This window comes from Roseibium sp., assembly GCF_965276855.1.
Classification (GTDB): domain Bacteria; phylum Pseudomonadota; class Alphaproteobacteria; order Rhizobiales; family Stappiaceae; genus Roseibium.
The window spans coordinates 4,068,661-4,094,615 of sequence record NZ_OZ255700.1 but is presented as its reverse complement, the minus strand read 5'-3'; the positions used below and the strand labels follow the sequence as shown (position 1 = coordinate 4,094,615).

The window sequence follows — 25,955 nt, the reverse complement described above, 5'->3', positions numbered from 1 at the left end:
GGCTCGCGAAGGCTGCAAAACCTCTATTTAGCTCGACGCGCACGATTCGCAAGTGTGATTCGGCAGTGGTCAATAAGTTTTCGGTATTTTCCTCTGCATTTGGTGCGCTTTTCCGGACCAAAACCCGGAGCCGATGGCAAACGATAGAAAAACCGTTATCCCGCCGCAACTTGGCTTGCGCCCCCAGCATCTCCGTTAGACCGGATTTTCTTGGCCCTTTCCGCCAGTTCCCCTTCCTCACGAGCGCACTCTTCCCGGCGTCGGGTGAGGTCCTGTGTCAAAGCCTGTATCCGCTGCCACGCAAGCTCGTCGATCTGATCATCCGCAGCATTGAGTTCGGACTGCAACTCTTCTTCCAGGGCGTTCAATTCCAAGACGTCAAGGAAGTGCAAGAACGCCGCCTCGACAAAATCTTCGGGCGGGTTGGCTTTCAGCAGGGGGAAACGGTGATTGAGTGCATAAAACTCGGCCTGTTTTTGTTCTTGAAGGCCAATGGTTTCAAGCACCATCTCGTGCATCACGTCGCGCAGTGGATCATCAAAAGATGCGATCAAATCGGAAATTGCAGCGGTTTCGAGATCATCGACGATGCGGCAAAGGGCATCTCGCACACCAATGTGCAATTCATTGACCAGAGGCAGGCGGGAGACCCGCTCGAAATTGCGGTCGAGTAAATCCGGGAACCGCATACAAAGGCCCAAAACAAGCCGCTCGGTTCCAAAGTCATCGCTGACCGCAACCCGTTCGCGGGCAAGACCGATGACATTGGCGGATGTATCGGCGCCCGACTTCTTACCGCCCTTACGGTCCTTACGGGAGAGTTCGAAAAAGAGATTGGAAAGCTTGAACTTCAGATCGAGCTGGTAACGCCGCTTGACACGATCGTCTCGAATGGTTCCGATCAGATCATCGAACCGCTTCTCCAAAGCTGCCTTGCGCTCCGGCGTATCCAGCCGCGCAACAGCAATCTCCCGATCCCAAACAACGTCAAACAGCGTCCGTGACTTTTCAGCCTCGGCCCAGAAGCCTTCAACTCCGCGCTGTTTGACCAGGTCATCCGGATCCATCCCATCCGGCAGGAAATTGAATTGGAACGAGTATCCGCTCTTCAGAACCGGAAAAATCCGGTCAATTGCGCGGTGCGCTGCCGAAACCCCGGCCGCATCCCCATCGAAACAGACCATCGGCTCCGGCGCAAAACGCCACAAACGCAGGATCTGATCCTCGGTGAAAGCAGTGCCAAGCGAGGCAACAACATGTCGAATGCCCGCCTGATAAAGGGCGATCGCATCCATGTAGCCTTCAACAACAAGTGCTTGGCCGGATTTGAACGCAGGTTCCCGTGCTCTGTGGGCGTTGAACAGCATTGTCCCTTTATGAAAGAGCGGTGTCTCCGGCGAGTTCAGATATTTGGGCTGCCCATCCGGCAACATGGTTCTGCCACCAAATGCCACCACCCGGCCACGGTCATCCTGGATCGGGATCATAAGCCGGCCACGAAACCGGTCATAGGATGGGCGCGCATCATCGGGCTTGATCAACAAACCCGCCTCGATCATCGCTGGCTCTTCAACGCCGCGGCCCTTCAGGTGCGACTTCAAGGCGTCCCGGCTGTCGGGTGCAAAGCCGAACCGGAACTCGCGCAGCGTTTCCGGCGTTAACCCTCGTTTTTGCACATAGGCCCGTGCGCCCTCGCCACGCGATCCCTTGAATTGAGCCTCAAAAAACTGAGCGGCCATTTCACAGATATCAGCAAGACTTGCCCGCTTTTGTTCCCGGCGAGCAGCTTGCGGGTCAGGGGCCGGCAAGGCCACCCCCGCCTGGTCGGCCAAACGCTCAACGGCCTCCGGGAAACTCAGACCCTCGGTCTCAATGACAAACTTGAAATGATCGCCGGAAGCACCGCACCCGAAGCACTTGTAGCGGTTGCGCCGATCATCAACGTGGAAACTGGGTGTCGTTTCTTGATGGAATGGGCAGCATGCCCAATAGTCGCCCTTCCCCGGCTGGGTCTTCCGGCGGTCCCACGTGACCCGCCGTGCCACGATTTCCGAAAGTGGCAATCGGGTTCGAATTTCATCAAGAAGGCGCGGCTCAAATCGCATGAAGGGAACGGTATCCGTGTGAATAAATCGCAGCAAGCAAGGCGATCTCAAACCGCCTGGCTACCTTACACCTCAAAATAGGGTTTATTGGCTGGCTTCGCTACCGGATTGACAGGGCCAAAGTGTTCTGGGGATGACTTGTGCGAAACTCCACCAGCATTTCTCTGCAGCCAGTCCGCGGGCCTCCCGCTCAGTTTGCGCTTTTGCCGTCTGCTTCACCGGCCTGTTCACTGCCGGCGTTATCGTTATTGCCGTTCCGCAGCATGTCCCGCATGACACAGGAGGCCTGCACAAAGTCCATCTGGCCAGGATAGCGGGATTTCAGCTCACTCATACATCTGCCGATATCACGCAAACCATGGGCGTCAATTTCCCGCACGGTTTCCTCGCAAGCCGACCGCACTTCGTCTTCACTCAGTTGTTCGGGCAAGAACTCCCGGATGATCGCTTGTTCGCTGCGCTCTTGTTCGGCGAGCTCCAACTTGCCGCTGTTTTCGAAATCAACAGCCGATTCATCGCGCTGACGGACCATTTTATGAAGGATCTCAATCACTTCATCGCCGTTGATCCCATCCTTACCGTTCTCCCGGGCCGCACTCTCGCGGTCTTTGACAGCGGTCTGAACAAGCCGCAAGGTCGCACAACGGCGTTTGTCGCCCGCATCTTGTGCAGCCTTCAAGGCCGAGTTGATTCTGTCTCGCATCACGTCGCGCATGGTTTGCCCCACCCCTGCCGTATAAACGGGTCAGTGTGCTTTACACCCACCAGTTCATTTAAGCCAAGCAATTGAATTTCAAAGATCTTTTTTCATAGGATCAATGTTGACGATCCTGCCCGCTTCCCATAGAGTCCCGCGCTTAATGCAGACGGCCAGATGCAAGGAATTCCTTCGCTCCGATCGCCTTTCCTGCAGTGCATGATGTCACCATCAAACTCTGGATACAAGACATGACGACTGCAGACGCATGGTCTGACACCCCGGCGACCGCCCTGCTTGTGCTCTCCGACGGCAGCGTGATCGAAGGATACGGCCTCGGCGCAACCGGCCAAGCCGTTGGAGAAATTTGTTTTAACACCGCGATGACCGGTTATCAGGAGATCCTCACGGACCCGTCCTATTCCGGCCAGATCATCACGTTCACGTTTCCTCACATCGGCAATGTCGGCACCAACGGCGAAGACATTGAAACCGTAAATATGGCCGCAGACAGCGGCATCCGCGGCACAGTCCTTGCCGCATCGATCACAGATCCAGCCAATTACCGGGCTGCGCAGCACCTTGATGCCTGGCTCAAAAGCCGCAACATCATCGGCATCAGCGGTGTCGACACCCGCGCGCTCACAGCGTTGATCCGCGAAAAAGGCGTCCCGAACGGCGTCATTGCCCATGATCCGGACGGCGACTTTGATCTGGATAACTTGAAATTGGCTGCCGCCAACTGGCCCGGCCTTGTCGGCATGGACCTCGCCAAAGACGTATCCACCACCCAAACACACCAGTGGTCACAAAAGACATGGGCTTGGGACGAAGGGTATCTGGATGCGGACGGTGGCAAGTTTAAAGTGGTTGCTCTCGATTTCGGTATCAAGCGCAACATTCTCCGTCTCCTGACCGACGCCGGCTGTCACGTGACTGTTCTGCCAGCCAACGCGACCTCAGAAGATATCCTGGCTCACAAGCCTGACGGTGTCTTCCTCTCCAACGGCCCTGGCGACCCGGCCGCAACAGGCGAATATGCCGTTGGTACGATCAAATCCGTGATCGACGCCGGGCTGCCGGTGTTCGGGATTTGCCTGGGCCACCAGATGCTCGCACTGGCACTTGGCGGCAAGACCATCAAGATGCACCAGGGTCACCATGGCGCGAACCATCCGGTGCTGGATCAGACATCCGGTAAAGTGGAAATCACGTCCATGAACCATGGCTTTGCGGTTGATGCGGAAAGTCTGCCGGACAACGTTCAGCAGACCCATGTGTCGCTGTTCGACGGCTCCAACTGCGGTTTGGCGATGAAAGACAAGCCGGTCTTTTCTGTTCAGTACCACCCGGAAGCCTCTCCCGGCCCGCGGGACAGCCGCTACCTGTTCAAGCGCTTTACCGACCTTATGGAAACCGCGAAGGCCGCTTAAGCCCGATCGGGGTTGACATATTGTCTCAAAAACAAAAACGGCAGCCGAAATGGCTGCCGCTATTCGTCAGAGATGCATCTGATTTGCATTTAGTCACGCAACTGAGCAAACGCTCCCAAGATCTGGTCGACTTCTGCGATCTGCTCGTCCAGCATCTGCTTCTGTTCCAGCAGAATCTCTTGTTGGGAAAGGCAAATGTTTTGAAGTTCGGCAAACTGCTCCTGACGCGGCGTGCCGCCTTCAACCAAGGCGATCACGCGGCGAATTTCAACAAGGGTTAGGCCGATTTTCTTGGCTTGCAGGATAACCCGCATGCGGGAAACATCACGCGCCCCGTAAAACCGGCGAGCCCCCTTGCGAACCGGATGCAACAACCCTTTTTCTTCGTAAAAGCGGAGTGTACGGAGCGTAACGCCGAATTTTTCCGACATTTCGGAAATCGCCAGCGGACGGTCATCTTGCGGAACTTCGGTATCCGGACCCGCAATATCCGGAACAACCACCATATTCGTAGCTATTTTGTTCATAGTTTCTTGCCCGATCTTTTTATTTTCCTCAGCCATTTGAAGTCTTTGAAACGCACCACCTCGCCGGACCCCACCGACCGGGAACTGGATATCAAAACGCTTCTATTTGGTTCCGGTTCCGTTCAACCAACTTGGCAACGGAAGCATAGCCCCCATACGACTGAGATTAAGCAAGTTAAGCTCTATACCTTTTTCATAGAAAAAATCCAGACGGAATCACAAAAATTCTTGATTTCTCGCAGAGTACTGGATCTAAAAACACCGTAAACATACGGCATACGGCTGTGTATACATGATTATTTTAAATATATTTTCTACTCATGATTTGTAAATCAAAGATATATGAATTATCGATAATCAAATATTCCAGAAACATTTCAAAGAACGCTTTAAACTTTACACTCACGCGACGACAAGTTCGCAAGTCTAATAATAAGGTAAGCTGCCTATTTCCATGATAATTATTACACTGCATTTTGATATTATCGATAATTAGCGGCGATAAACCGGCATTTCTAAGCTGCAGAGTTCGGAGCACGCTTGTTTTATTCAACAGATCGCAACACGCCAGCCCTGATCTGCACAAGATCAAGTCTACCATCGACGCTTTTTGCGAGATTCTCCGAATTCGAAATTTTTTACTGAAGAAGAGCGAAATTCAGTCACTCTCGATACGAGACTAGAGCGCTAGATCTCGTTGATTCGCCACTTACGAAAGCGAATATGCCACTTGAGCGGCGCGACCCTCACCGTCCGGCGTATGCCCATTTTCGTACCGATGCAGTGAGGATAGTCGCACTATGTGCACTTCCTCATTGACATTTACTGGTGCAAGATATTTGTGTCAGGAAACAAATACTGACTGCCGATCAAGGCGTTGGTTTCAACACACGCTTTATTTGAAGATGCCAGACTCAAAATCAAAGAACCCGACCCCCATCATGACACCGGATCAATTCCGGAGCTGGCGGCGGACACTCGGATTGAAGCAAAAAGACGCTGCCGAGCAGCTCGGCCTGAAAAAGCGAATGATCCAATACTACGAGAAGGGAAACCGGGACGGACGGCCCGTTGAAATCCCGAAATCAATCCGATTGGCCTGTTACGCCCTATCGCAAGGGATCGCCGACTTTGACGGTGTTACAACGACAGATGCACCGTCCCCCAAGGACAAACCCGACGCCTGATCGAATTTCCTCGATATAAACATCATGTTTAGCGCAATCCGGGGTTCCCACGCGGCACGGTTTTCCCTATAAGACGCGCTCAGCCAACATCGTCATTCACTTAACGACCGAGCAGACCGGAAGCAACCACGCGCTTTCCCGGACCGCTCGCTTCGAGCTGCGAGCCGAGATGCCTAAACGCACAGATATTTCCTCCATCCTGATCATTGGTGCCGGCCCGATTGTTATCGGCCAGGCGTGCGAGTTTGACTACTCGGGAACACAGGCGTGCAAGGCCCTGCGCGAAGAAGGCTATCGAATTATCCTGGTCAACTCGAACCCGGCGACGATCATGACGGATCCGGACCTGGCCGATGCGACATACATTGAACCGATCACGCCGGAGCTGGTCGCCAAGATCATTGAAAAGGAACGCCCGGACGCGCTTTTGCCGACGATGGGTGGCCAAACCGCGCTGAACTGTGCGCTGGACCTGGAACAAATGGGCGTTCTGGAAAAATACGGCGTTGAGATGATTGGCGCGCGTGCCGACGTGATTGACAAGGCGGAAGACCGCGAAAAGTTCCGCGCGGCCATGGACGTGATCGGTCTTGAGAATCCCCGGGCGGCCATTGCCTCCTCCCCGGCCATTCGCGGTGAAGATGGTAAGATCACCGGCTACGATCGGAACACCGGTTATTTGGAGGCCATGCGCGCTCTGGATGAAATTGGCCTGCCAGCCATTATTCGCCCCGCTTTCACGCTCGGCGGCACAGGCGGCGGTGTTGCCTATAACCGGGAAGAATATGAGACGATCGTGCGGTCGGGCATCGACGCGTCTCCGGTCGGCCAGGTCCTGATCGATGAGAGCCTGCTCGGCTGGAAAGAGTATGAAATGGAGGTCGTTCGCGACAAAGCGGACAACTGCATCATCATCTGTTCCATCGAAAACGTTGACCCGATGGGCGTCCACACCGGCGACTCCATCACCGTCGCACCAGCCCTGACGCTGACCGACAAAGAATATCAGATCATGCGGGACGCTTCGATCGCGGTCCTGCGCGAAATCGGCGTCGAAACCGGCGGCTCGAACGTCCAGTTCGCCGTCAATCCGGAGAACGGACGCCTGGTGGTCATTGAGATGAACCCGCGCGTTTCTCGCTCATCCGCCCTCGCCTCCAAGGCAACCGGCTTTCCGATCGCGAAGATCGCAGCAAAACTTGCGGTCGGCTACACACTGGACGAGCTGGAAAACGATATCACGGGCGGAGCAACACCAGCCTCTTTCGAGCCGAGCATCGACTATGTGGTCACCAAGATCCCACGGTTTGCCTTCGAAAAATTCCCGGGCTCCGAGCCTTACCTGACAACGGCGATGAAATCGGTTGGCGAAGTCATGGCTATTGGCCGTACCTTCAACGAGAGCCTTCAAAAAGCGCTACGCGGTCTGGAAACCGGCTTGAACGGTCTTGATGAAATCGACATTCCGGGCCTTGACCAGGGCGACGACAAGAACGCGTTGCGGGCTGCCGTTTCAACAGCAACTCCAACCCGTTTGCTGTCGGTTGCGCAAGCCATGCGCTTCGGCATGACGGTAGAGGAAGTCAATCAGGCCAGTGGTATCAACACCTGGTTCCTGGAACAGATGGCCGACATTCTGGCCATGGAAGCCAAGATCCGGAATATCGGCCTGCCCAAGGATGCTGCCAATCTGCGCAAACTCAAAGGCATGGGCTTCTCCGATGCGCGGCTTGCAAGCCTTGCCGGCGTGGACACGGACGATATTGTCAAGCTACGGGCTGAGCTGAACGTCCACCCCGTTTTCAAGCGCATCGACACCTGCGCGGCCGAGTTCGCGTCTCCAACCGCGTACATGTACTCCACCTACGAAGCTCCCTTCATGGGCGCTCCGGCCTGTGAAGCCAATCCGTCTGGCGCCAAGAAAGTTGTGATTCTCGGCGGCGGTCCGAACCGGATCGGCCAGGGCATCGAGTTCGACTATTGCTGTTGTCATGCAGCCTTTGCGCTGGAAGACGCCGGCTATGAGACCATCATGGTCAACTGCAACCCGGAGACTGTGTCCACGGACTACGACACCTCCGATCGTCTCTACTTCGAACCGCTGACACCGGAAGACGTTCTGGAAATCATCCGCAAGGAACAGGAAAACGGCACCCTGCACGGCGTTATCGTTCAGTTCGGCGGCCAGACGCCTTTGAAACTGGCCCAGTCGCTGGTCAAGGCCAACGTGCCGATCCTTGGCACGTCGCCTGACATGATCGATTTGGCGGAAGACCGTGACCGCTTCCAAAAACTGCTGATCAAGCTTGGCCTGAAGCAGCCGGAAAACGGCATCGCCTATTCCGTTGAGCAGGGCCGCTTGATTGCCAGCCAGCTCGGTCTGCCGCTGGTGGTCCGCCCGTCTTATGTTCTGGGCGGCCGCGCCATGCAGATCATTCGGGATGAGGAAAGCCTCAACTCCTATCTGCTTGGCACTCTGCCGGAACTGGTTCCTGCCGAGGTGCGGGCGAAATACCCGAACGACAAGACCGGTCAGATCAACACGGTATTGGGCACAAACCCGCTGCTGTTCGACCGGTATCTGGAAGGCGCCATCGAGGTTGATGTTGACGCCCTGTGCGATGGCAAGGACGTCTTCGTCTGCGGTATCATGGAACACATCGAAGAAGCTGGCATTCACTCCGGTGACAGTGCCTGTTCCCTGCCCCCGTTCTCGCTGTCTGAAGAGCTGATCGAGGAACTGAAGCGCCAGACAACAGAAATGGCACTCGCCCTCGAAGTTGGCGGCCTGATGAACGTCCAATACGCAATCAAGGACGGCGAAATCTACGTTCTTGAAGTGAACCCGCGGGCATCGCGGACTGTACCGTTTGTTGCAAAAACCGTCGGCGAGCCGATTGCAAAGATCGCCAGCCGTGTCATGGCCGGGGAAAGCCTGGCGTCCTTCGGCCTGGCTGAGAAGAAATTCGACCACATCGCCGTCAAGGAAGCCGTGTTCCCGTTTGCAAGGTTCCCGGGCGTCGACACTATCCTTGGGCCGGAGATGCGCTCCACCGGTGAGGTCATGGGACTCGATAACCACTTTGGAACAGCCTTCGCAAAGTCCCAGATCGGGGCCGGTACGGGCGTTCCGTCGGAAGGCACGGTGTTTGTCTCCATGCGCGATCAGGACAAGGCGTCCGTCGTTGACGCCGTCCGCAGCCTTGAAGACGCCGGGTTCAAAATTATCGCGACAGCGGGGACCCAGACGTTCCTGAAAGAGCAAGGCATCAAGGCTGAGAAGATCAACAAGGTGATGGAAGGCCGTCCGCATATTGTCGATGCGGTCAAGAATGGCGAAGTGCAGCTTGTCTTCAACACGACCGAAGGTGTTCAGGCAATTGCCGACAGCCGCTCCATGCGCCGGGCGGCCCTTTTGAACAAGGTTCCGTATTACACCACGCTTGCAGGATCGATTGCTGCTGCGAAGGGCATCTGTGCGCATAAAGCGGGGAGTCTTGAAGTTAGGCCTTTGCAATCCTACTTCGCCTAAGGCTAATATGAGTTGAAACCGGCCGGGAAAGTGCCCTTTCCCGGCTGGGTTTGTTTTTGTGAAGCGTGGTCTTCTTCGAGAGGACCCAATAAGCTGAAGGTCTTAGACCCATGGAAAAAGTTCCGATGACCTCCGCCGGTTACACCATGCTCCAAAACGAGCTGAAGGAACGGACCGGTGTCGAGCGCCCGCGCATTGTTGATGCCATTTCAGAAGCCCGCGCGCATGGCGACCTGTCGGAAAATGCTGAATACCACGCAGCCAAGGAAGCTCAGAGCCTGAACGAGGGCCGGATCGCGGAATTGGAAGACAAACTATCCCGCGCCGAAATCATCGACGTGAGCAAGCTGTCTGGCGATGTTGTCAAATTCGGCGCGACCGTGAGCTTGGTTGACGAAGACACGGAAGAAGAAAAGAAATACATGATCGTCGGCGACGTTGAGTCCGATGTGAAACAAAGCAAGGTTTCTATTTCTTCTCCGATCGCTCGTGCGCTCATCGGAAAGTCGGTAGGCGACAGCGTGGAGGTCGCCGCGCCGGGCGGTGCCCGCTCCTACGAGATCGTGGAAGTGCAGTTCATCTGACGCTGCCAGCCTGTCCAATCCGATAGAAGCCCAATACAGAATTTTGCCAAGTTTTCGATTTTCACCGCCGAGCACCTTTTATTCTGATCGTGAAAGGATTTAAGGTCTAAGGCGGTGGGATTCGGAGATCCAAAATGGTTTTTCACGTAATTGGTTTCTGGCTGCTGATGCTTTCCATCCCCTTGTGGGGATATCGTTTCTTTCTGACATCCAAGCTTGCCTACCGGGAGAAGAAAATCTTCCGGCGGCTGCTGGATCACGCTGACGAGCGGGCTTACTTTTTCGCGTTGAAGCTATTCGGTTTTTTGGTAGCCTTGAGCGCAGCTGTTTTGGCGATGGTTGCCGGTCTCGGCTACATCAAGCATGGCTCCACACAAATCGGCAGTTACCGCGAAGTCATTCGCAGCCGTCTCTATTCAGGCGTTGACCCCGTGGACCAGGCGCTCGACACCTTCCACTATGATCAGTGGCTGCCAATCGCGATCCTGACGACTTGTGCATTGCTCAGCATCAGCTTTACGCTCGTAGCAACGGCGCTTCGCGACATCTCGCTCCTGAATCGGCTACGGAAACGCCTGAAGAATGTCCCTCAGGCAATGAAAACGGCCCCGAAAGCCTGAAATGCAAAGGCCAAAGCTGCCTGTTTTAATCAGGCGGGCCATCACACATTCGAAATGACTTGAGGAATTAAGGTCAGCCGTCGATCGGAACGACCGGCTCATCCTTGGTCCGGCGGATGGTGAGTGCTGTGCGGACACTGTCCACGTTTGGCGCAGCCGTGAGTTCACGGATCACGAAATTCTGGAATGTCTGCAAATCCGGCGAGACGCATTTCAGAAGGAAATCCACCTCCCCTGAAAGCATATAGCTCTCGCGAACCAGCGGCCATTTTTCCACTGTCTGCTCAAAGGCAATCAGGTCTGCTTCGGTTTGGCTGTGAAGGCCTACCATGGCAAACGCGGTGACATCGTACCCGAGCTGCTTTTCATCCAGGAGCGTCCGGTAGCCCTGTATCAGGCCAGCTTCCTCAAGCGCACGCACACGCCTCAAACATGGCGGCGCGGAAATTCCGACCCGGCGAGCCAACTCAACATTGGTCATCCGGCCATCATCTTGCAATTCCTTCAGGATTTGCCAGTCAATGGCATCAAGGCGCGCTTTCACACCGCTCTCCTATGAATTCTGGGACGGTGCCGTCACACGGCCCGAAACTGGGGCTGCCGTGAGGTTCCGCAAAAACTTGAGTTTCATGCACAAACGTGTTTCTACGGTGCCGAGTTATGACTTTTTGCGCGTTTGTGCAAGACTATAACAAATTTGCGCACAATCTTGAAAGATTCCGACAGGGAAATCCCGCAGTTTATGTTGAATGCAACGGCATCGCCCCGTTCCCTTTGGATTTTGACGGATGGTAAAGCGGGCGACGTCGCGCAATGCGTCGGCGTCGCAGATACCCTCAACCTTCCCTACGAAATGCGGACCGTTTCTCCTAAACCGCCCTATTCCTGGTGGATGCCGTTCGGCCCGTTTCCGCCCACTGAGCGGGAAGACCGGCCAGGGAGCCCGCTCGCGCCGCCGTTCCCTGATATTGCAGTGGCCTCCGGCCGCCGGGCTGCGGCTTACCTGCGCCGCCTCAAGAAAGCGTCTAATGGCAAAACCTTCACGGTGTTCCTGAAAGACCCAAGGTCCGGTGCAAAGACTGCTGATCTTATTTGGGTTCCAGAGCACGATCCGCTCCGCGGCGATAATGTCCTGGTCACACCGACCTCTCCCCACAAGTTTTCTGCAGCGCGTCTTGCTGAACTGAAGGGAGAACCGGTGCCGCAGATCGACAATCTCCCTCAGCCGAGAGTGGCTGTACTTGTGGGCGGCAACAGCCTGCACCACACCTTCACAGACAATGATCAAACCCGATTTCTGGACGGACTGCGTGAGACAGCGGGACAGAACAGGGCGCGTTTTCTGATCACAGCGTCGCGGCGGACACCCGAGTTGCTGGTCAACGGGATCAAGACCCTTGCCCGCGATGGCGATCACTTCTTCTGGGACGGAACCGGCAACAATCCGTACGGTCATTTCCTAGCAAAGTCCGACGCCATCATTGCAACCGCAGATTCGACCAACATGATTGGCGAGGCCACAGCCACGGGCAAGCCGGTCCACGTCTTTCATCCAAGCGGTGGTCACGCAAAGATCACCCGGTTTTTGGGGACTTTAGAAGGTATGGGATGTGTTCACCCCTTCCCAGGGCCACTTAAAACCACTACCTACGACCCGATTGACGCAACACCTGTGATCGCAGAACGTATTCTGGCAGACTACAGGGCGCTTCACCAAACCGGTCAAATATCGCAAGGTGACTGACATCTGGCAGTCACGGTTGAGACAAGAAACACGGATTATACTACGCCCATGAGTACTAAGCACAGCAAGCTGTTGATCGTCGGCTCCGGCCCGGCCGGTTATACCGCCGCCATCTATGCGGCCCGCGCCATGATCCAACCGACCTTGGTTGCCGGAATTCAGCCGGGCGGTCAGCTGACCATCACCACCGATGTCGAAAACTATCCCGGCTTTGCAGACCCGGTCATGGGCCCATGGCTTATGGAGCAAATGCAAAAGCAGGCTGAAAATGTCGGCACGGAGATCATCTACGACACGATCATCAAGGCAGACTTGTCGGTGCGCCCGTTCCGCCTGGAAGCAGATAGCGGCACCGTCTTTACGGCAGACACGTTGGTCATCGCGACCGGCGCGCAAGCCCGCTGGCTGGGCCTCTCCTCTGAACAGGATTACATGGGTGCCGGTGTTTCGGCCTGTGCCACATGTGACGGCTTCTTCTATCGGAACCGCGAAGTCGTCGTGGTTGGCGGCGGCAACACGGCCGTCGAAGAAGCGCTCTACCTGGCGAACCTTGCCTCCAAGGTGACGCTGGTTCACCGCCGCGACAGCTTGCGCGCAGAAAAGATCCTCCAGGACCGGCTATTCTCACACGAGAAAATCGAGGTGATCTGGGACCATCAGGTTGACGAGATCCTCGGGGGCGGCGAGCCGAAAGCGGTCACGGGTGTGCGCCTGAAAAGCACCAAGACCGGCGAGCTTCAGGAAATCTCCACCGATGGTGTGTTCATTGCGATCGGCCACGCGCCATCTGTTGAACTGTTCAAGGATCAATTGACCTTGAAACCGAACGGCTATCTGGAGACCGCACCGGATTCCACCAAGACATCGATCCCCGGCGTTTTCGCAGCCGGTGATGTTACCGACGATATTTACCGCCAGGCGGTCACCGCAGCCGGAATGGGCTGTATGGCTGCGCTGGAAGCGGAAAAGTATCTCGCCGAACAGGATGCTGTCGGCTCACAACAGGCTGCTGAGTAACGCAGTTTCCCGGCTGGACGGATTGGGGAATGCCATGGATTGGGACAAATTGCGTATCTTCCATGCTGCCGCGCAAGCCGGCAGCTTCACCCATGCGGGCGATACGCTTCATATGAGCCAATCCGCGGTGAGCCGTCAGGTCAGTGCGCTTGAGCACGATCTGGGGGTTCCCCTCTTCCACCGGCATGCCCGCGGCCTGCTGCTCACGGAACAGGGCGAACTTCTCTATCGCACTGCCGGTGATGTCCTGATGAAGCTGGAGGCCGTGCAATCCAGGCTCAAGGACAGCAAGGACAAGCCGTCTGGTGTTTTGAAAGTCACGACCACGGTTGGCTTGGGGTCAACCTGGCTGGCATCCAGGATCAGAAGCTTCACGGATCTTTATCCGGATGTCGAATTGCAGCTGATTTTCGACGACGACGAGCTCGATCTCAGCATGCGCGAGGCCGATGTGGCGATCCGGCTGCGCCAACCGACACAGCCGGATCTCATTCAACGCAAACTCTTCACCGTGCACTTTCACGTGTTTGCGTCACCTGAATACATCCAGCGCTTTGGCGCGCCTTCTTCGATCGAAGACATTGATGATCATCGCATCATCACCTTCGGCGAGCAGGCCCCTGCCTATCTGCGCTCGATGAACTGGCTTGTGACGGCCGGCCGCGTGGATGGCAAACCGCGGCAATCGGTGCTCCAGGTCAACAACATCATCGCGATCAAGCGCGCTGTTCAGACAGGCGCCGGTATTGCGATGTTGCCAGACTACATCATCGACAATGGCCGAAACTTGGTTCCCGTGCTTGAAGATCAAGAAGACAAGGTGCCGTCCTTCGATACCTATTTTGTGTATCCGTCGGAGTTGAAGAACACAGCCCGGGTCACGGCTTTCCGGGAGTTCCTTTTAAAGAACGCCCAAAACTGGGTGTACTAAAAGAAAGCCCTCGAGCGACCAGCACTGGTCACACTCAGAACCAGACGGAACGGCGACCCTGCATCTGTCTTTCGGAAAGTATGGTTTGTTCGGGCAGCTCTCTCCAGCGTGCTGTTGTGATGAGCATTACGGCTACGAACCAAGTTTTATTGAGAGCAGCCGGGTCTGAATTCGTAACAAGATATCCACCCGGCAGACGCTCTTGCGCGGGCGTCTGGTATGACCCTCAGCCTGTAACTCACTCAGAAAACTGATAAATCTAAGGACGGTCAAAGCCCTGCGCGATTTGCATAGCAGATCTGCGTCGCTGCCTCTTGTTTAAGCAGCTTGTGCACTGCATATAAGCATCACTGTTGGTCACACAGGCATCACGTCCTCCTCCCAGTGATGCCTCGACCAGCTGTTCCCCTCTGGAAGGTGATTCCACTGGTTACAGTGAATCAATTCAAACTGCCGGGTCTTTGAAGACCCGGCTTTTTTTTTGCCTACACGAACGGACTCAAGCGTTAGAGCGGGTCGCGTTTAATCGGGTTCATTTGATGAGCTTACTGAGTTCATTCGGCAAGGCGCGTCGTGAAGCGCGGCCTTGTTGGCCGGGCAAACGTCGCAACGCGGCCGATGGGCTCAGTAAGTTCACCCTTCGGGCCGGACAATTTTTGCCTCTGGCTTTGTTGTGGTCCGCTTATGGTACCCCGCACCACCGCGCGGACCACGTCTCGCCAGAAACAAAAATCGTCTCGGTCAAATGAAACCGATTAAACGCGACCCGCTCTAAGCGCAGCCTTGGCAACTTTGGGAATCTCAAAGTACGCCTGTTGCACATCCTCAAGCGGGATTGGCTGACCGATGAAGTAGCCTTGACCGTAGTGGCATCCGCAAGCTCTCACCACGCCCAACTGCTGAGCCGTTTCGACGCCTTCGGCCGTCGACTTCATATCCAGATTGTCAGCCAGCGCCGCGATCGTTCTCAAAATCGCTGCACTGCCCTCGTCTTTTTCAACTTCCGAAACGAACCTGCGGTCAATCTTGAGCTTGTTGAATGGCAGTTCCTGCAGATAGCCAAATGACGAGAAGCCGATGCCGAAATCATCCAAGGCCAGGTTCAGACCAGCATCTCGCAATTTTCTGAGATCCTCATGAGCGGCTGAGCCTGCGGACATCAAAACACTCTCGGTCAACTCCAGTTCCAGGCGATGCGGAGAAATTCCAGCTGCTTTTAGACCGCCAAGAACTCGTTCGACAAATCGTCCATCGCCAAGCTGCAAAACAGAGACATTCACACAGGCGCGGTAATCGTCCGGCCAGGTTGCCAGGGAGCGCAACACTTCAGACAGAACAAAATCGCCAACCTTCGCGATCAGGCCAATCTCTTCGGCCAGAGGGATGAAATTTGACGGGGGGACATAACTTGCCTCGCCCTGATGCCAACGAACCAAAGCCTCGAAGTGATCAACCCGATGTGTTTCCAGGTTCAGGATCGGCTGGCAAAAAACATTAAGCCCCTGATTTTCCACCACGCGGATCAGAGCGTTCTTTGTGCGCTTCCGCTCTGCATCTTCCTGCGCAATATCGGCGTCAAAGACCCGGTATGCGGATCTTTTCTCCTGCTTGGCCTTATAGAGCGCCAGATCAGCACGTGAGAGCGTCTCTTCAGAACCGGCACCATCCGCAGTGATGATCGCCACACCAACGCTCAGTCCACTCTGAACCATGAGCCCGTCGAGATTAACGGGCATGTCGAACGCGGCGCACAAACCGGAAGCAATCTCGCGGATGTCTTCCTCCGTGCGCGGCTTGAGCACAAGCGCAAACTCATCGCCGCCCAAACGGGCCGCAAGATCGCCACCTTCGATGACAGCTTTCAGGGTGTTGGCAACGTGCTGCAGCAAACGATCGCCGACGACATGGCCATGACTGTCGTTCACTGCCTTGAAGTCGTTTAGGTCAATGAGCAGTAGCGATGGCGACACCTCATCGGCATTCCCGGCATTTTCAACGACGTGATCCAAAGTCTCCCTGAAGGACAATCGATTGGCCAGCTCGGTCAGGTTATCCGTTTCAGCTGCTTTTTTGACGCGCTCATCCGCAACGACTTTCTCGGTGACATCTTCATACGTCTCTACCCATCCGCCGTCCGGCATTGGAGCTGCGGAAAAAGACAGAATCCGGCCGTTGGACAGGTGGATTAACGAGCGTATGTGTGAGGTAGGCTGGGCACTCTCAGGAATGGCTTTTGTGGCCTCTCCTGGAAATCCGGTCACAAAAGCGCCTTGCCGATACTCGTTGTATGCGTGGTAGGACGTTCCAGGCACAAGCATTTCCGGCGGGAGCCCCGTAAACTCCCCGGCTCGGTCATTGCAAAAACGCAGTCTGCCATCCTTATCAAACGCACTGACGCCCTGTACGACCGATGCCAAGGTGACTTCCAGCTCTTCTGAGCGGAGACGGGCTTCCTTTTCTCTCTCAAAGAGACTGTCCGCCATTTCCTTGCGGTCCGTGATGTCCCAATTCACCCCGACGGCTTCAGTAACGTTGCCGGCATCGTCTTCAAGAAAATTACAATGGGCGGCCAACCAGCGGACGCTGCCATCCCGGCGCACGATCCGAAAATCGGTGGCGAACCCGGATTTCTTCTCATAAGCCTCCAAAAATTGCCGGCGGGCTGCATCGATGTCATCGGGGTGAACGGTCCGCTCCCAATCGTTGAATTCGCTTTTAAATGACCCGGGATCGACATCAAACAACCGGAACATTGCATCGTCCCACGTAAGACGATTGGCAGCCATATCGAAACGCCATACAGCAATTCCAGCAGATGACCGGGCGAGGTCAGTCAGAAAGAGCGTGGATTTGAGCGCCTTGTGCTCAACGGAGAATTTCTTGGCCTCGCTGATCATCAGGCCAAGAATGACCACACCGACCACGTTTCCAATCAGCAGCATGTACCATGCGTTTTCGAGGATCTGGAGCCCCGCCTCAACGCCTTTATCGATGAAGAAACACGGAAGGACAAAAAGCGTGCCGACAACCGCAATGGACAAAAGCCGCAAGGGACCAGGGCCGAGATCACGATGACGACAGCAGGCCCCGACAATCGCACCGAAAGCCGCGTAAAAAAACGGGCTGAGGCTACCGCCAATCACAAATGGGCCACCGACCCAATAACGCGCAGCCCCTGCAATGCTTGCCGTAATGATCCCCCCCAAAGGCCCAAGGAAATATCCACTCAGAATCGCAGGCGCAGCCCGCGTGTCGAACGTGGCACCATCGCCAAAATGGACGGGCATCATCACGACCAGAGCGGACAGGAGGCCAAACAACGCGCCAAGGAATGCCGCACTTACCGACCGGCGCGCGTGCAAGGTATCCCGGCGTGCAAAGAAGTAGAACGCCAACGCGCCCAACGAAAGAGCGCCAATATTTGCGATCCAATCGACGACCATCTAGGCCTTTCTGAGTGCACAAAAGCACACTTAGAGAAAAAGCAACGATGCTCAGCCTATTTCAAAAATGCTAACAACTTCAATATACAGTAATACATACTCGCATCGAGACTATTGTTAATAGTCTCGATGCGAAAACAACAGATACAACGCCATTTTACATAAATAGAAGCTCGCCGGTCATGTCTTTATAAAGACCCGCGACTTGTTCCTCGTATCCATTGTACAGCAGTGTGTTCCGGCGTTGATCGGTTCCCAACAGTTTCTCGGTTGCCTGGGGCCAGCGCCGATGTGGGACCGACGGGTTCACATTCGCCCAAAACCCGTATTCCTTCGGCTGGATTTCTTCCCAGAAGCTCACTGGACGCTTGTCAGTGAATGAGATCCGCACCACGGATTTGATACATTTAAATCCGTATTTCCAAGGCGTTACCAACCTGATCGGCGCACCAAACTGCTTGGCAAGCGGTTTTCCGTAGATCCCGGTCGCCATGAACGCCAGTTCATTGGTCGCCTCTGCAAGGGTCAAGCCTTCAACATAAGGCCACGGATACCAGGATTGTTTCTGACCGCTGGCAACTTCCGGATTGAGGAATGTTTCAAACCGAAGGTATTTGGCACCGGTTTGCGGCCCCGCCAGTTTGACCAGCTCGGCGAGCGGGAAGCCGGACCAAGGCACCGCCATGGACCAAGCCTCAACACACCGATGGCGATAAAGGCGTTCCTCCAAAGGCATCTTGGCGAGAAGTGCGTCGATATCAATCGTCTGAGGATTGTCGATGAGGCCGTCCAGCATCACAGTCCATGGACGGATCTCAAGGTTCTGAGCCGCCGGCCAGATTTGCTTGTGAGAGCCAAACTCATAGAAATTGTTGTACTTCGACGCCACGTCTTCGTCAGTCAGTGGCCGGTCCAAGGTAAATGCAGAATTGCGTGGAACAGGATAGAGCCCCGCGCTCGGGTCTGCCTCGGCAAAGGCCGGTCTCATCCCAAGTCCGCTTCCGAGCAATACACCTCCCCCTGCGAGCCCCGCAAGGATCTGGCGTCTGTTCAAAAAGACATGCTCTGGGGTCGCTTCGCGCTCGGGCAATTCCCAGCTGCGTTTGGTCAAGATATTCATCGTCAAACTCCCAATCTGGACGTAGAAAGACCGGATTGTGTGTTCAAACGCAAATAACGCCCGAGTGACCGATGCCAAGTGTCAGGCTTGTTTCAGCCAATTTTCAGCGGCTTCCCGGTCTTTTGAAACAAAGCTTTTGATCTCAAGCCCCGGGATCAGCATCCCTTCGATCTCAGCAACCTTGCGAATCCAGCCTGCATCGCACACAACCGCGCACTTTCGGAATTTCCCCAGAAGCTTCAGAAGGTCTGGCATCATCTTGAATTCGACAGCCAACGCGCCTGCGGTCGGCCATTCGAAATCATCAATGGCATAGAGCATCGTGCCGTTGGTCAGATCCTCTGCGGCTTCAATGAGATCCTCCAACCCGGCCTGCATCAAGTCAGCATTGAGAGGACCGCGCAGATGAACAAAGACGCGGTCCCCTTCCTGTTTTTCAATCGCAAGCATCGACAATCTCCTTTCTGCGTCCACCATCCCGTTTAGAGCGTAGGGGAATGGACACACAATCAAATGAGACAGATCAACACTTTGCACTCGCGCGGCTCACTACGCCGCTTGTTTTCCCGAACGCTGGAGCGCCTGGTCCGCTGCTTTGCCGGACAGCTCCGCCATATGATCGAACTCTGCCGTATAGCTGGCAACTCCTGCCGTCGCGGACCGGAGTTCAACAATCAAATCACCGATTTCAGCTTCTGGCATCAGCGCCTGAACCTCATCCCAACCGCTCCAGCCGGGACGGGCGTCAAATCCAAGCAGCTGCCCGCGCCTGGCGGAAACAATGGCATTGATCTTGGCGGTCGCATCACTTGGACACGCAACGACCACCTTGTGGATAGGTTCCAGCAGAACGGGCTTGCAGTCGGACAGGCCTTCCCGGATCGCCAGGATACCTGCCATCTTGAACGCCTGATCGGAACTGTCGACCGAGTGATACGACCCGTCGACGAGGCAGACCGATAGATCGACCACGGGAAACCCGAGCGGCCCCTGGCCCAGTGCTTCCAGAACACCTTCCTTCACCGACACGATGTATTGCTTGGGCACCACGCCCCCGGTAATACGATCGGTGAACTGGATGCCTTCTCCTCTCGGCAGTGGCAAAATCTCAAGAACCACGTCACCAAACTGCCCGTGCCCCCCGGACTGCTTCTTGTGACGCCCGCGCGCTGTTGTGCTGCCACGGATCGTTTCGGAATAAGGCACATGCGGCGCATGCACGGCGACATCCAGCCCGTATTTTCCAGACAAGCGCTCCTGAGCGACGCGCAAATGCATTTCACCCTGCCCGCATAACAAGGTTTCAGCCGTTATTTGGTTCTGTGCGACTGTCAGGGAGCCGTCTTCTTCGGCAAGCTTGGAAAGGGCAGCTGACAAGCGAACCTCATCTTTGCGCTGCCCGGCTTCAATCGCCGTCGCCAAGACCGGCCGCCGGGTGTCCGCAGTGTCCAGAGCTGGGAGTTTGCTGCCCTGAAGGCTCAGAACATCACCGGTTTGAACATCATCCAAACGCCCCAGGCCGACGAGGTCGCCCTCAGACGCCCTTGAGATCTTGTTCAATTGCTGTCCAAACAGGGAGAACAGCCCCGAGACCTTCGCTTCCGTGGTTCCATTCACATAGAGGCTGTCATTGTCCGCCAGAGCGCCACTCAACACGCGCGCCACAGAAACTTTGCCGCCATGTTGTGTGTGAAGCGTCTTGATCACCTGGATCGCACTTTCGGGCGCGGCATCAAGAAGGCGCGCCTTGAGGCGGTCAACCGAGGGCACTTCATGGCGAAGGGCTTTCAAGAGTCGCGAGACGCCGTTGCCATGTTCGCCGGAACCGAAGAAGACCGGGCAAATCAAACCGTCCTGCATCTCCTCAACGAGATCTGCGAACACTTTCTCACGGTCCGGCGCAATGTCCTCAAGCAGCGCTTCCATCAGATCATCATCGTGATCGGCAAGATGCTCCAGCATCGTAAACCGGGCTTCATGTTCGCGCGCACGGTCCTCATCCGACATGTCGATCTCGGTGCTTGGTTCCTTTTCGTGATAAACATGCGCCCGTTCCAGTGCGAGATCGATGAAGCCGGTGGCCTGACCGTCCTCCCAGATGGGTATCTGGCGCAAGACAAGTGGGACGCTGGACGCCGGTTGCAGCAGGTTCAACACATCGCGGACCCGCCGTGTGCTCTTGTCGATCTTGTTCAAAAACAAAACCCGCGGAATGGCGCGGGCTTCAAGGGCTTTCAGAATGAGCTGCAAGGCTGGGACCTTGCGCTCATCGTCTTCAGCGACAATCACAGCCAGATCCGCACCGGACAAGGCGCTGTCCATTTCCCCCAAAAACTCGACCGAACCCGGACAATCGATGAAATTGAAACGGTCACCAAGGTATTCCACATCCGCGAAATTGAGTTCCACGCTCATCCCATGAGCCCTGGCTTCTGCCGAACCATCACCAATGGTATTTCCGTCTGACACCTTGCCCTGCCGGTCCACCTTGTTCGTGCGCGCCAGGATCGCCTCCAGCAAGCTGGTTTTACCGCTGCCAAAGGGTCCGACCAAAGCCACGCAGCGCGGTTCCCTGCCGCTGGAGTTTGCCTGTCCATTGTTGGTGTTTGCCATACTGAGCCTCCCGTTTGCCCGAGGATATCCTCGTTAAAACGCGGCACGGCCGGCGGTTCAGGACGCGGGCCCGCCGCGTCTCGCCCGGATGGGATCGAAGGCCAACAACCCGGAAAGCACCGGGCTTGATGTTCGTCATGGCCCTTCAATCAAGGGCGGGAAACTATCGTCGCGCCCGAAACGGGGTAAACGCAAGGAAATCTTACCCTGCACCGCAGCAAACAGGCGGCGCATTCGGCGCTACCAACTGGCACTTTCCGCTTGTCCGGCCACCGAAATGCTTCAATTCGCAGTTTAATTTGGTGTTACGCGCAGCTCCACCCATACTGATCCGCGGGTACGAGATGGAATGAGAGGTTTAAACATGTTGCTCATCACCAGAACTGTCTTATGGGCGTTTGGTGTCGCCATTGTTTCAGCGGGCCTGGTGTTTTCTGGCGGCAGTGTCGCGCAGGCGCAATCGGTTCAGCCGCGCGGCGTTATCCAACCCGGCACGACCCTCGGGCCGTCCGCGCAACAACAGCTCAATCAGAACCTCAATCGTCAGCAGAACAATTTCTCAACCCAGCAACGGATCGACAGCAACAATCGGCTGAACCGGACACAGCAGATCAACCGCAACAACACCCGGACAGACACCCTCTCCCCCTGTCCCGGCGCGAATACAGCCTGCCAGAACTAGGGTTCATGCCTGAACATCCTGGGATGTACCCGGCGCTGCCGCAGAACTTGCAACAAACGTTCCAGCGTCCCCGTTTCTATCTGACAGGCGCGCCTGGAGGAAATTCCGGCCGATTATCAAAGCTGCAATTGTCACCACCACCGGCACAAAACGGCTACCCGGGGTCAGCAGGGCCCAAACGGCACCGGACGCGCAAATCGCAAGCAAGACAGCGGAAAAAATCAGTTGTGCACGGTCTGTGACGTTGTCCAACGCGGAGAACCGGGACCGCGAAAACAGCATCTGGGCGAGGCCGACAGCAAAAACGGTTACCAGAACGCCCCCATAAGCATATTCGGCAAGGACGTCTCCCAGACCGTCAAACCCGAGGCGAAATAGCCCCACGATCAACGGCGTTGCCAATAAAATATGAATATTGACGCCCATCAGGATCGGATGCATCCGGACCCTCATTCCGATCAGGGCACTCAAAACAACGAGGCACAGCCCAGAGCCTACCCAGCCGGCGAATTCCAGATCCCCCGATTGGCGCCACAAAAGAATGAAAACGATTGACGGCACGCCTTCCATCAGGTCGGTCAGCCATCGTTTTTGTTGGGTTCGCATGAGTGTGCCTCCCTCGTGAGGACACCAGCTTACCGGCGCAAGCGCTGATCGTAAATACGCAGGATTACAATCAAGATTAGCTGCGAAGACTTCCCGCAAACGCTGTGCTGAACTGGCCGGTTAGTGGCCCGGGCGGATCCGCTTCAAGAATTCCCAGACCGGCAGAGCCGTCACACCTCCAACCACGCCAGACACGTAGCCCGGGATGGTCCAACCCAGCAAAGACGACCAGAGCAGGCTGACAACAAAACTCACCGCGAGCATGGCAGCCACAGTAATCAGCAATCGTTGCCAAAGCGGAAGAAGAACAGCCAAGCCAGCCTCCAAAACAAAATGAAAATCGACCACACCCTATGCGCGCCCTTCGAGAAAGAAAAGCCTGATCGGCAGAAGTCAGTGTGAGCCAAACAAAAAGGGCGGCCGGAGCCGCCCTGAGATACTAATTGTCAGCTCAATTTATTTCAGATTGCCGCAGAAGCGCTGAATGCGGGTACAGGCTTCTTCCAGGGCTTCCGTTGAGGTTGCATAGGAAATCCGGAAATTCGGACCAAGGCCAAAGGCCGAGCCGTGCACAACCGCAACGCCTTCGGTTTCCAAGAGCTCGGTGACGAAGTCTTCGTCATTCTCAATCACCTTGCCGGACGGGGCTGTCTTGCCGATGGTGCCCGCACAGGACGGGAAGACATAAAACGCGCCTTCCGGAACCGGGCAGGTGATGCCGTTTGCCTGGTTCAGCATGGAAACAACCAGATCGCGCCGACCTTTAAAGATTTCGTTGTTGGTCGGAATGAAGTCCTGAGTGCCGGAAATTGCTTCAACCGCAGCCCACTGAGCGATCGAGCTCGGGTTCGATGTGGATTGAGACTGAACCTTGGCCATCGCCTTGATCAACTCCACCGGACCACCGGCATAGCCGATGCGCCAGCCGGTCATGGAATAGGCCTTCGACACACCGTTGACAGTCAGCGTCCGCTCATAAAGCGACGGCTCGACCTGGGCCGGCGTCGTGAACTTGAAGTCGTCGTAGACCAGATGTTCATACATGTCGTCGGTCATCACCCAAACATGCGGATGTTTGACCAGAACGTCGCACAGCGCCTTCAGTTCGGCTTCCGTGTAAGCAGCCCCGGACGGGTTGGACGGCGAGTTGAAGATCAGCCACTTGGTACGCGATGTGATGGCAGCATCCAGCGCTTCCGGCGTGATCTTGAAGGTGGACTTGTCGGCCTCAACGATGACCGGTTCGCCGCCAGCCAGAAGAACCATGTCCGGATAGCTGACCCAGTACGGCGTTGGGATGATGACCTCATCGCCCGGATTGATGGTCGCGACCAATGCATTGTAGAGCACCTGCTTGCCGCCGGTACCGACCGTAATCTGGTTGGTTTCGTAAGTAAGCCCGTTTTCCCGCTTGAACTTCTCGGCGATCGCAGCCTTCAGCTCCGGAATACCATCGACAGCCGTGTACTTCGTCTTGCCGTCGTTAATGGCCTTGATGGCAGCCGCCTTGATGTTTTCCGGGGTGTCGAAATCCGGCTCGCCAGCACCGAGACCGATCACATCGCGGCCTGCGGCTTTCAGCTCGCGTGCCTTGTTGGTGACGGCGATGGTCGCAGATGGTTGAACTCGCGCCAATGCGTCAGCAAGAAAGCCCATAATGTCCTCCAGGGGGAAACGGGAAAGTTAGCGCGCGGACCCTAGATCCGCTGGGCCATCATGACAAGGGCATGAAGGCTAGGTTTGGCAAAAATAAAGGCGATCGCCCGTGATTGCGCCTGCCATTGTTGCGATCGCTGGCCGGGAAAGATCAGCTGCGGGTTTCCAAAACGAGTTTCGGTTCCTTGCTGTCCTTGTCGATGAGCATTGCGCGGAAGCGTTTCTTCTTCGTCTGGCCGTTCAGGATATTGACCGGGATCGACATCGGGACCTCGGTCTCCGACTGTGCCGCACCGAGCAAGGACGCGTAATTGTTCGGGTGAAGCAGGATGTCCGTGACCGGCTTACTGTCCATGATTTCGTTGGTCAGGTGGTAGGTCTTCATCGCCGCCTTGTTGGCAGCAATGATCATCTTCGACTTGGTGTTGATCACCAGCATTGGTGCGCTGCAGATTTCGAAGACTTTGAGAAAATCGACATCACCGCCGATCCGGCCTGCGGAAAACAGAACGCCGCCAACCGTTCCCCCGATCCGGAAATGCATGGCTTCATAGGTCAGCTCGATGGCATCGTTGGAGGCCAGCAGGAACTTGCCGCGGCCAGATGCACTCGCCCGGCGTGTCAATGCGCCCAGCGCCAGGGAAACGATGGTCCGGCCGACGCGTTTTTGAATATGCGCGATGTTGCGACCGATGATCAGCCGGGCGTCTTCGATCTGAAAGGTTTTGACAAAGCCGTCGCTTGCAAAGCGCACATAGCCGAAGTTGTCGACCAGCAGCACCACCCGGTTTGACGAGGCAACAAAGTGCTGCAGGATCGGCGCAAGCCCAAGAACGATACGGCCCGGGTTTTCGTCCTCTCCAATCGATGGGAAACAGATGACAACGATCCGTCCGTCAATCAGCTCATAGCGGTGTGCAACGATCGGGATACCCGGGATCCGGTGATCAGGCCCGCCGCCGACATCAAACGGCCCGGCAACCCCATCGCGGATGGCGCCCTGTATCAGGCGCAAGATCGTTTTCCTGTCTTCCGGTGACAAGTTGCGCAAGGCGAGGTTCGACGGCGCTTCCTGCAGGTCCTTCACCTCACTATGGAAGCTCTGACTGCCGATCTCATGCCAAAGGATTGTTTTCTGAGAAATATCAGCAACGAAAAACTGGAGCCCAGCCAAGGCAAGCGCAGGTGTTTCCTCTGAAACTTTTGTTTCGAGGTCTTGTTCTGCTGGCTTGTCATCCTTGCTTTGTGCCAACGCGTTCCGCGCTGCTTTGACCACCATAGCCGTCTGCACTCTCTACCGATTACCTACCCTGTGCGCAGTATCGAAAAAAAGTGCAAACAAACCATAAAATGGAACGCATAAAGTCTAACATTATTTATATACCTCAGTAATTTATGCAGCAATTGCTTCGAAAGAACAGCGCTTTTATTGCTCATTTGTTTTGGAGCTATCCAACC

At 55.7% G+C, this 25,955-nt stretch carries 21 protein-coding genes; 9 read left to right on the top strand and 12 right to left on the bottom strand.

Annotated elements, in window-relative coordinates:
• Nucleotides 1-155: 155 nt before the first annotated feature.
• Nucleotides 156-2,105 carry a DNA primase gene (gene dnaG, locus ACQY4Z_RS18845; RefSeq protein ID WP_428523840.1) on the bottom strand — a complete coding sequence of 650 codons (1,950 nt, stop codon included), beginning with the start codon at nucleotides 2,103-2,105 and terminating at the stop codon, nucleotides 156-158.
• A 190-nt stretch (nucleotides 2,106-2,295) separates the two neighbouring features.
• Nucleotides 2,296-2,808: a GatB/YqeY domain-containing protein gene (locus ACQY4Z_RS18840; protein ID WP_428529606.1), complete on the bottom strand. Its 513-nt coding sequence runs from the start codon at nucleotides 2,806-2,808 to the stop codon at nucleotides 2,296-2,298.
• Nucleotides 2,809-3,053: 245 nt separating this feature from the next.
• Here ACQY4Z_RS18840 and carA point away from each other — a divergent pair, with 245 nt between their 5' ends.
• Nucleotides 3,054-4,235 (top strand): glutamine-hydrolyzing carbamoyl-phosphate synthase small subunit, encoded by a 1,182-nt coding sequence (gene carA, locus ACQY4Z_RS18835; protein ID WP_428523838.1) that lies wholly within the window; start codon nucleotides 3,054-3,056, stop codon nucleotides 4,233-4,235.
• A gap of 89 nt (nucleotides 4,236-4,324) precedes the next feature.
• Here carA and ACQY4Z_RS18830 read toward each other — a convergent pair whose 3' ends face one another.
• The gene (locus ACQY4Z_RS18830; RefSeq protein ID WP_428523836.1) at nucleotides 4,325-4,762 is read right to left on the bottom strand and encodes a MerR family transcriptional regulator; all 438 of its coding nucleotides are present in this window, start codon (nucleotides 4,760-4,762) and stop codon (nucleotides 4,325-4,327) included.
• A 941-nt stretch (nucleotides 4,763-5,703) separates the two neighbouring features.
• On the opposite strand from ACQY4Z_RS18830, the gene ACQY4Z_RS18825 reads away from it, so the two are divergent.
• From ACQY4Z_RS18825 to ACQY4Z_RS18810, 4 genes are all read left to right on the top strand, one after another.
• Nucleotides 5,704-5,949 carry a helix-turn-helix domain-containing protein gene (locus ACQY4Z_RS18825; RefSeq protein ID WP_428523834.1) on the top strand — a complete coding sequence of 82 codons (246 nt, stop codon included), beginning with the start codon at nucleotides 5,704-5,706 and terminating at the stop codon, nucleotides 5,947-5,949.
• Nucleotides 5,950-6,118: 169 nt separating this feature from the next.
• Complete coding sequence (gene carB / locus ACQY4Z_RS18820) at nucleotides 6,119-9,481, top strand: carbamoyl-phosphate synthase large subunit (protein WP_428523832.1); 3,363 nt, start codon at nucleotides 6,119-6,121, stop codon at nucleotides 9,479-9,481.
• 110 nt (nucleotides 9,482-9,591) lie between these two features.
• Entirely contained in the window at nucleotides 9,592-10,065 is a 474-nt protein-coding gene (gene greA / locus ACQY4Z_RS18815) for a transcription elongation factor GreA (protein ID WP_133946122.1), read from the top strand.
• A 134-nt stretch (nucleotides 10,066-10,199) separates the two neighbouring features.
• Nucleotides 10,200-10,685: a hypothetical protein gene (locus tag ACQY4Z_RS18810; protein WP_428523829.1), complete on the top strand. Its 486-nt coding sequence runs from the start codon at nucleotides 10,200-10,202 to the stop codon at nucleotides 10,683-10,685.
• Nucleotides 10,686-10,758: 73 nt separating this feature from the next.
• Here the strand turns inward: ACQY4Z_RS18810 and ACQY4Z_RS18805 are convergent, their stop codons facing one another.
• Entirely contained in the window at nucleotides 10,759-11,229 is a 471-nt protein-coding gene (locus ACQY4Z_RS18805) for an Lrp/AsnC family transcriptional regulator (protein WP_008190144.1), read from the bottom strand.
• Between the two features lie 198 nt (nucleotides 11,230-11,427).
• On the opposite strand from ACQY4Z_RS18805, the gene ACQY4Z_RS18800 reads away from it, so the two are divergent.
• The 3 genes from ACQY4Z_RS18800 to ACQY4Z_RS18790 are packed head-to-tail and all read left to right on the top strand — an operon-like array spanning nucleotide 11,428 to nucleotide 14,377.
• On the top strand, nucleotides 11,428-12,429 hold the full coding sequence (locus tag ACQY4Z_RS18800; protein WP_428523827.1) for a mitochondrial fission ELM1 family protein: 1,002 nt from the start codon (nucleotides 11,428-11,430) through the stop codon (nucleotides 12,427-12,429).
• A 48-nt stretch (nucleotides 12,430-12,477) separates the two neighbouring features.
• Nucleotides 12,478-13,446 carry a thioredoxin-disulfide reductase gene (trxB, locus tag ACQY4Z_RS18795; protein ID WP_209174328.1) on the top strand — a complete coding sequence of 323 codons (969 nt, stop codon included), beginning with the start codon at nucleotides 12,478-12,480 and terminating at the stop codon, nucleotides 13,444-13,446.
• Between the two features lie 34 nt (nucleotides 13,447-13,480).
• Complete coding sequence (locus ACQY4Z_RS18790) at nucleotides 13,481-14,377, top strand: LysR family transcriptional regulator (RefSeq protein WP_133946114.1); 897 nt, start codon at nucleotides 13,481-13,483, stop codon at nucleotides 14,375-14,377.
• A gap of 755 nt (nucleotides 14,378-15,132) precedes the next feature.
• On the opposite strand, the gene ACQY4Z_RS18785 is transcribed toward ACQY4Z_RS18790, so the two are convergent.
• The 4 genes from ACQY4Z_RS18785 to ACQY4Z_RS18770 all read right to left on the bottom strand — a co-directional run bounded on the left by ACQY4Z_RS18785 (nucleotide 15,133) and on the right by ACQY4Z_RS18770 (nucleotide 21,553).
• Nucleotides 15,133-17,820, bottom strand: a complete 2,688-nt coding sequence (locus tag ACQY4Z_RS18785) for an EAL domain-containing protein (protein WP_428523824.1) — start codon at nucleotides 17,818-17,820, stop codon at nucleotides 15,133-15,135.
• 157 nt (nucleotides 17,821-17,977) lie between these two features.
• A complete protein-coding gene (msrP, locus tag ACQY4Z_RS18780; RefSeq protein ID WP_428523822.1) occupies nucleotides 17,978-18,940 on the bottom strand; it encodes a protein-methionine-sulfoxide reductase catalytic subunit MsrP in 963 nt (320 codons plus the stop codon).
• 81 nt (nucleotides 18,941-19,021) lie between these two features.
• Nucleotides 19,022-19,390, bottom strand: coding sequence for an STAS/SEC14 domain-containing protein (locus ACQY4Z_RS18775; RefSeq protein ID WP_428523820.1), 369 nt, complete (start codon nucleotides 19,388-19,390; stop codon nucleotides 19,022-19,024).
• A gap of 99 nt (nucleotides 19,391-19,489) precedes the next feature.
• Nucleotides 19,490-21,553 (bottom strand): elongation factor G, encoded by a 2,064-nt coding sequence (locus ACQY4Z_RS18770; protein WP_428523818.1) that lies wholly within the window; start codon nucleotides 21,551-21,553, stop codon nucleotides 19,490-19,492.
• A 364-nt stretch (nucleotides 21,554-21,917) separates the two neighbouring features.
• Between ACQY4Z_RS18770 and ACQY4Z_RS18765 the strand changes: the two genes are divergently transcribed.
• Nucleotides 21,918-22,235: a hypothetical protein gene (locus tag ACQY4Z_RS18765; protein WP_428523816.1), complete on the top strand. Its 318-nt coding sequence runs from the start codon at nucleotides 21,918-21,920 to the stop codon at nucleotides 22,233-22,235.
• 3 nt (nucleotides 22,236-22,238) lie between these two features.
• Here ACQY4Z_RS18765 and ACQY4Z_RS18760 read toward each other — a convergent pair whose 3' ends face one another.
• From ACQY4Z_RS18760 to ACQY4Z_RS18745, 4 genes are all read right to left on the bottom strand, one after another.
• Nucleotides 22,239-22,841, bottom strand: a complete 603-nt coding sequence (locus ACQY4Z_RS18760) for a hypothetical protein (RefSeq protein WP_428523814.1) — start codon at nucleotides 22,839-22,841, stop codon at nucleotides 22,239-22,241.
• 120 nt (nucleotides 22,842-22,961) lie between these two features.
• Nucleotides 22,962-23,156, bottom strand: a complete 195-nt coding sequence (locus ACQY4Z_RS18755) for a hypothetical protein (RefSeq protein WP_428523812.1) — start codon at nucleotides 23,154-23,156, stop codon at nucleotides 22,962-22,964.
• Between the two features lie 141 nt (nucleotides 23,157-23,297).
• Nucleotides 23,298-24,497: a pyridoxal phosphate-dependent aminotransferase gene (locus ACQY4Z_RS18750; protein WP_428523810.1), complete on the bottom strand. Its 1,200-nt coding sequence runs from the start codon at nucleotides 24,495-24,497 to the stop codon at nucleotides 23,298-23,300.
• Between the two features lie 151 nt (nucleotides 24,498-24,648).
• On the bottom strand, nucleotides 24,649-25,776 hold the full coding sequence (locus ACQY4Z_RS18745; protein ID WP_428523808.1) for a hypothetical protein: 1,128 nt from the start codon (nucleotides 25,774-25,776) through the stop codon (nucleotides 24,649-24,651).
• Between the last annotated feature and the right edge of the window lie 179 nt (nucleotides 25,777-25,955).

What these genes read in the sequence shown, in the direction of transcription:
- dnaG (WP_428523840.1), bottom strand. Translation starts at nt 2,105, where the DNA reads ATGCGATTTGAGCCGCGCCTTCTTGATGAAATTCGAACCCGATTGCCA.
- ACQY4Z_RS18840 (WP_428529606.1), bottom strand. Translation starts at nt 2,808, where the DNA reads ATGCGAGACAGAATCAACTCGGCCTTGAAGGCTGCACAAGATGCGGGC.
- carA (WP_428523838.1), top strand. Translation starts at nt 3,054, where the DNA reads ATGACGACTGCAGACGCATGGTCTGACACCCCGGCGACCGCCCTGCTT.
- ACQY4Z_RS18830 (WP_428523836.1), bottom strand. Translation starts at nt 4,762, where the DNA reads ATGAACAAAATAGCTACGAATATGGTGGTTGTTCCGGATATTGCGGGT.
- ACQY4Z_RS18825 (WP_428523834.1), top strand. Translation starts at nt 5,704, where the DNA reads ATGACACCGGATCAATTCCGGAGCTGGCGGCGGACACTCGGATTGAAG.
- carB (WP_428523832.1), top strand. Translation starts at nt 6,119, where the DNA reads ATGCCTAAACGCACAGATATTTCCTCCATCCTGATCATTGGTGCCGGC.
- greA (WP_133946122.1), top strand. Translation starts at nt 9,592, where the DNA reads ATGGAAAAAGTTCCGATGACCTCCGCCGGTTACACCATGCTCCAAAAC.
- ACQY4Z_RS18810 (WP_428523829.1), top strand. Translation starts at nt 10,200, where the DNA reads ATGGTTTTTCACGTAATTGGTTTCTGGCTGCTGATGCTTTCCATCCCC.
- ACQY4Z_RS18800 (WP_428523827.1), top strand. Translation starts at nt 11,428, where the DNA reads ATGTTGAATGCAACGGCATCGCCCCGTTCCCTTTGGATTTTGACGGAT.
- trxB (WP_209174328.1), top strand. Translation starts at nt 12,478, where the DNA reads ATGAGTACTAAGCACAGCAAGCTGTTGATCGTCGGCTCCGGCCCGGCC.
- ACQY4Z_RS18790 (WP_133946114.1), top strand. Translation starts at nt 13,481, where the DNA reads ATGGATTGGGACAAATTGCGTATCTTCCATGCTGCCGCGCAAGCCGGC.
- ACQY4Z_RS18785 (WP_428523824.1), bottom strand. Translation starts at nt 17,820, where the DNA reads ATGGTCGTCGATTGGATCGCAAATATTGGCGCTCTTTCGTTGGGCGCG.
- msrP (WP_428523822.1), bottom strand. Translation starts at nt 18,940, where the DNA reads ATGAATATCTTGACCAAACGCAGCTGGGAATTGCCCGAGCGCGAAGCG.
- ACQY4Z_RS18775 (WP_428523820.1), bottom strand. Translation starts at nt 19,390, where the DNA reads ATGCTTGCGATTGAAAAACAGGAAGGGGACCGCGTCTTTGTTCATCTG.
- ACQY4Z_RS18770 (WP_428523818.1), bottom strand. Translation starts at nt 21,553, where the DNA reads ATGGCAAACACCAACAATGGACAGGCAAACTCCAGCGGCAGGGAACCG.
- ACQY4Z_RS18765 (WP_428523816.1), top strand. Translation starts at nt 21,918, where the DNA reads ATGTTGCTCATCACCAGAACTGTCTTATGGGCGTTTGGTGTCGCCATT.
- ACQY4Z_RS18760 (WP_428523814.1), bottom strand. Translation starts at nt 22,841, where the DNA reads ATGCGAACCCAACAAAAACGATGGCTGACCGACCTGATGGAAGGCGTG.
- ACQY4Z_RS18750 (WP_428523810.1), bottom strand. Translation starts at nt 24,497, where the DNA reads ATGGGCTTTCTTGCTGACGCATTGGCGCGAGTTCAACCATCTGCGACC.
- ACQY4Z_RS18745 (WP_428523808.1), bottom strand. Translation starts at nt 25,776, where the DNA reads ATGGTGGTCAAAGCAGCGCGGAACGCGTTGGCACAAAGCAAGGATGAC.